Below are 5,024 nucleotides of genomic sequence, written 5' to 3' on the forward strand. Positions count from 1 at the left end.
AGGCGTCAGTCAGCGGCTCGATGACCTCGTCGCGACCATGCGCGACGCCCCCTCGGACGGGCAGACTGGGGACGACGACCTTCACACGTTGTTCGTCCGTCTCCTCGACGACCATGCGCATGGCACGCTCCAGGTCACCCTCGACCGCCTAGCGAGCGGCGGAAGCACGAACGAGGCGACTGTCCAAGTAAGTAACGCTCTCGGCGACGCGGTTGTGGCGCTAACACTCCCTATCGAGGTCTTGCGGCAGAGCCCCAATCTGTCGCCCCACCGGCAGCAGTCGCTGCACGCGGCGATGATGATGGCGGCGGGAGGTGACCGCGCCAAGGCCCGGGAGCTGATACCCGCCCATCCGCGTGAGGCCGGCGCGTTTGATTCCTATGCGGCAATATTGAGGCTCTGCAACACGCACCTTCTCAGTTTGAAGCCGACCGATCGGCGTCACCGCTACCAAGCGTTGATGTCGGTATTCTGGATGCGTGGCGACCCGCTTCCGCAGATCATCGACAACGCTCTCAGCTACAAATCTGGCCAGAACAGCCGAACGGTGATCCGCGGAACGCTCGAGACTATCGAGAAGGTTATCCGCTTTGAGATCGTCCGCCTCATGTCCTGCTACTGCGCGGTTCTTGAGCGCGTGTTCGAGGACGCAGGCTTCCCAGAACTGGTTCGGTCTGTGCCTCCGATCCCACTCTATCTTGAGGTCGGTGCCTCCGACCGTTCGATGATCAGCTTCATGGGGCTCGGGCTTTCGCGCGTAACGGCAGCAATCCTCAACGACGCCACCGCCAACAAAGCGATGACGGTCGAAGAGGCGCGAGTGTGGCTGAGGTTAGCCCCGCTGGATGCTTACGACCTCTCGCCGCTGCTTTTAGAGGAAATCCGCCGGATTATCGCGTAGGTGGCCGCGCAACCGCGCTTTAGACGAAGGCGTGACTTGGCTTGAATTGGCAGAATCAGGCTCAGAGCGGTTCTACCCTTTGTACGCGCAGTTTCCTCTCGAATACGGAAAGGGAGTAAGCCTGCTCGGTGGAAGTGCGACACGGTTTAGAACAACAATTATCCGATGTATAAACGGCCACCGAAACCACGATATAGCCGCCGTTTGTACTCCCCTCCGGCCCACTCGATTGTTCTAAACCCAGTTAGGTCATTGATCTAGCTGGGTTTTTTCTTGCCTTCGACGCCAAAAGCCGACCCTCGGACCGTCAAAATCTTACGGTGTTGATTTTAAAGGGAAAATCGCACGAAAATTTTTTGTGCGGTTTCGATATCTATCGAGGTCGATCGCCTCTCAGGACCCATTTTCGACGACGCAGATGAGTCTCGCAACGAACCAAGAAAGTACCGTCGCGGACTCATAGCACAGCGCGCTGTGCGACGCGACCCGATGCGCATCATCCGAGCGCCATCCCTTCATCGGGCGACCAGACAACCACATCGCGCGGCCGCCCTCGGAACGGCTCTCCCAGAAGAGCCAAGCCGTCGCGGAAAAGCGCATACCGATAAGGCTCATCTGCGTCGGCCCGAGCAATGCGATCTTCCGCTTCGAGAGAAAAGCCTGTTGGTTCGACGGTTGGAAGCTTCATCGTTGCCGGCAGCCCTACCGCTCGGTCGCGGATCGCATTGCTCAGCGCGTTCAAGAATTCGGCTGCCGCCTTCTCCTCGATCGCGAACCAGCCGAAGTCAAAGCCAAGGTGACGCGATGGCGACAAACGTGTGCGCCGAGCAAGTCGCCACCACTCTGGATGCTCGAAGTAATCCTCGATCCACCATGGAGGACCGCCCGGCCGCAAAAGCCACGGAGGCACCGCTAAATAGGTTCGCCCCGCATAGCCAAATCGAAGGAACGGAACGCCATGTCGCTCGGGAGCTGGGGACTCTGGCGAGCGGATCCAGTCAATCCAATTTGTTACTTCCGGCGCGCCCATCAAAAGAAAGTTCGAACGATGGGTCGCAAGAGCCATCGGCGCCGGCGTGCCTTCGGGTATCGCGCCTCTCTGAGGGTCACTTGGCGGTGGAGTTCGTTTTCGCGTCTTCGAAATCCGTGTTTCCGACACGGCCAGGAAGCTCCCGGCTGCTGTCGGCTTCGAGCCGAACGCAATTGAATAGCCGTGGATGACCTCACCGAACGGCGACGGCTTCGCGACAAAGGGCTTTACCTGCTTGACGTACTTTCTCTTCGCGGCATTCGCTACCTTGGCGGCGCTCGCATCTTTGGCGAACGAACCGTGCGCCTCGGCGAGCACAACACCGTGGCCGGACGCGTTGCCACCTTCGTAAATGAAATCCGCATGGGGATCGAGCGACGACGACAGGCACGCCGCGTTGGCGCGCCATGCGTAGCCGAGAGCGTCCATGTAGAGGTGGGCAATCCCGGCGCCGACTTTGGCCGCAAACTGCGATCCAGCAGTATCCGCGAGGAATTTGAAATGAGATTCGAGCGCAAAGGCCGATCCATCCTGGAGCAAAGTTTCCAGTTCGATCAGAGCGCTTTGCTGCAATCCGTCGAGTAGAACGACGGGCGCATCATCCCAAGTCGTCGCCGTCCTCGCGATGGCGGCGGCCAAGGCAATCGAATTGAATGACAGGACCGGCTGCGCCGGGGGCGCCACGAAATGCGGCGAGACCGGGCTTGGCACATGGCCGTGTTTCGTATGCTTGGTCAAACCTATCAGCTTGGTCGACGTCCCCAGTCCGGCAGTCGATATGGGCCCGCTCATTCCTTCGGCTCCGCGGCCTGCGCGACCAGGTCGACAAGTTTCCAGCCTTGGTCCGTGGCGGGGCCTATCAGGACCATTGCTTCGGATTTGCGCAGCGCGAGCCCCAACAGCTCGCGCGGCCTGGTCACGCCGACGAAGACGTTTGTCGCCGCGGTGAGCCTTACCCCCGTAAAGAGCTCGTCGGTAACGCCGAACGCGCGTGGAAGCACCGCAGCCAGATCGATGCACTGCTCGTCCGCGCTATTGCCTTTCCAAATCTCGCTCTCGAGGACGAGAATGCCATCGACGCTCTTACCCTTGACCGAGTGGATCGACCCCAGCCGCAACGTGAGATCGTCGAATTGAACCTGTTTCGTGGAGCGGCGCTCGGGGTCGGCAAGATCGGCCTTCTGTTCGGCGACAAAGGTGCAAAAGTCCGCGATCTCGCCCTCGGAGCCCTGGGGAGCCGGACTGAACAGTGGTAGCAACGCTTCCATAAATGCCAGCCATGCCGCCTCTTCCCACACCGCAGCGCCGGTAAGCACATGGTCCCGCAACAATCGACGCACAGTGCGGGGCAACCCGAGGTCGCGATGCGCCAGGGCCGCCCAGACATTGTGCGCGGTGATCGGACGATCATTCGCCGCTTTCCAACCATGAGCCCGCGCCAGCCCCGACACCCCCGCGGCGAGCATCTCACTGACCTCTGCGGGCGGTCGCGCCGCGGCATAGTGCACGGCAGCCTTCTGAAGCTGCCGGCAAAAGAGATTCGCTTTTGATCGAGACCCGCCCTCACTGCGATATGCGGGATGATAGTCGACGAGACTTTTAGGCCGCCATGCCCCTTTCTTGCCGGCCAGATTGTGGCGCGACGCGACCGCCCAAACGTCGCGCGTGCTGCAATCGCCACCCCACAGCGCGCGTGCTTCTTCGGCGAAGGCTCCGAGAACCCTACCAATCGAAGCTTCATCGAACAGGAACATCACCCGCGACGCCGGCCGTGGGCCCAGCCCGACAATGGTCTGGGCCTGGCGCGCGGTCAGCCGGCTTGCAAAACTGGCGATCTCCCCGCCGAACCGGCGGCTCGTATCGAGAGGGATGCAGTCGGCGCCCGGCGTCCAATATGCCGGTGCAGCTCCATCGTCCTCGTATAGCGTCTGATTGCTGTCCCCGAGACGCTGGAACGCCGCCCCGCCTTGCTTGAACACGTGCTCCAGCAGCCGGAGCTGGTCGCCATGCGTGTCCTGCGCCTCATCAAGAATGACGAGCGGAAACCGATCGCGAAGCCGCTCGGCCAGACCCGGGTTTTCACGGAGCGCACGCCACGCGAGCGCAGTCATGTCGGCATAGCGATAGATCCCACTCTTGACCATCGCGGCCTTGAGCTTTGATAGCGCCTTGCCGCAATCTGTATCAGCACCATGCTGACCCTTTTGCCGCTGCACTATCAGGCTTTCGGGTTCTTGCCTTACGTCATCGAAGGCTGGATCGAGCGTGAGATTACCAACCCATTTGGCGACAGTTGCGCTGGCCCTCTCGGCTTGCTTTTTCAGTGCCCAGAACGACGGATAGTGCCGCAATGCCTCGGCCGCGAAAGCATCGTCGTCAATCTGGCGCACGTGCCAGCCCAGGCCTCGAAGATAGGGCAAGGCGAGATACTGGTTGATGAATGCCGTGACCGTGCCGGTGAAATGAGGATAGGCCATCAGCCGCGCCGCAGTCGGATGGCTGGCGATCAAATCTTCGACCTCGGTCCGCGCCGCGTTGGTGTGCGAGATGACGCATACGCCGCGCCTGCGGGTCGTCCAATTGCGCGACAGCAGCGCGAGCTTCGCCGCCAACAGTGTCGTCTTGCCGTTGCCCGGTGCCGCCTGCACGTCACAGGGAGCGGCCTTGGCCAAGAAGTCGATCTGGCTAGGATCGGTGAAATCGCAGCCGCCCAGCTCGTCACCAAGCTCAGCAAGCAGTTCAGGCGTGAGCGGCAGGATCTCGAACATTGCGCTATGCCCCCGCCGCCGCGGCGCCGTCCATTCCAGCGACGCCAACCTCTTCGTCTTCCGGATCGGCAGCGATCGCCGGTGCCCCGGGGACATAGCCACCGGTCACGTAGTCGATCGCGCGCACCAGATAGGGCGGGAGTCGATCGCGCATCTGCTCCGGCGTATCGCTACGTTTGCGCAGTATTGCGGCGAGTTGCTCGGCGACTTCGGCCTTGGAGGCCTCCTTGTCATGGACGGGCTGGTAGATCTTGACGGCAATCTCGGTCGTAGAGAGGCTCGCCTCTTTCCAACCCGCGTAGGTCTCGCTGGCCTTCTCCACAAT

At 61.3% G+C, this 5,024-nt stretch carries 2 protein-coding genes and 2 pseudogenes; 1 reads left to right on the forward strand and 3 read right to left on the reverse strand.

Annotated elements, in window-relative coordinates:
• Nucleotides 1-901 (forward strand): annotated as a pseudogene (locus tag B4E36_RS22285) (DEAD/DEAH box helicase); the annotation flags it as partial.
• A 496-nt stretch (nucleotides 902-1,397) separates the two neighbouring features.
• On the opposite strand, the gene B4E36_RS22290 reads toward B4E36_RS22285, so the two are convergent.
• From B4E36_RS22290 to B4E36_RS22300, 3 genes and pseudogenes are all read right to left on the reverse strand, one after another.
• Nucleotides 1,398-2,723, reverse strand: a complete 1,326-nt coding sequence (locus tag B4E36_RS22290; RefSeq protein ID WP_292060039.1) for a hypothetical protein — start codon at nucleotides 2,721-2,723, stop codon at nucleotides 1,398-1,400.
• Nucleotides 2,720-4,699: a UvrD-helicase domain-containing protein gene (locus B4E36_RS22295; protein WP_292060042.1), complete on the reverse strand. Its 1,980-nt coding sequence runs from the start codon at nucleotides 4,697-4,699 to the stop codon at nucleotides 2,720-2,722. The genes B4E36_RS22290 and B4E36_RS22295 overlap by 4 nt, the downstream gene beginning before the upstream one ends.
• Before the next feature lie 4 nt (nucleotides 4,700-4,703).
• Nucleotides 4,704-5,024: pseudogene (locus B4E36_RS22300) on the reverse strand (hypothetical protein); the annotation flags it as partial.

Origin of the sequence: Martelella sp. UBA3392 (assembly GCF_002358775.1) — a bacterium.
In the GTDB taxonomy this organism is placed as follows: Bacteria; Pseudomonadota; Alphaproteobacteria; order Rhizobiales; family Rhizobiaceae; genus Martelella; species Martelella mediterranea.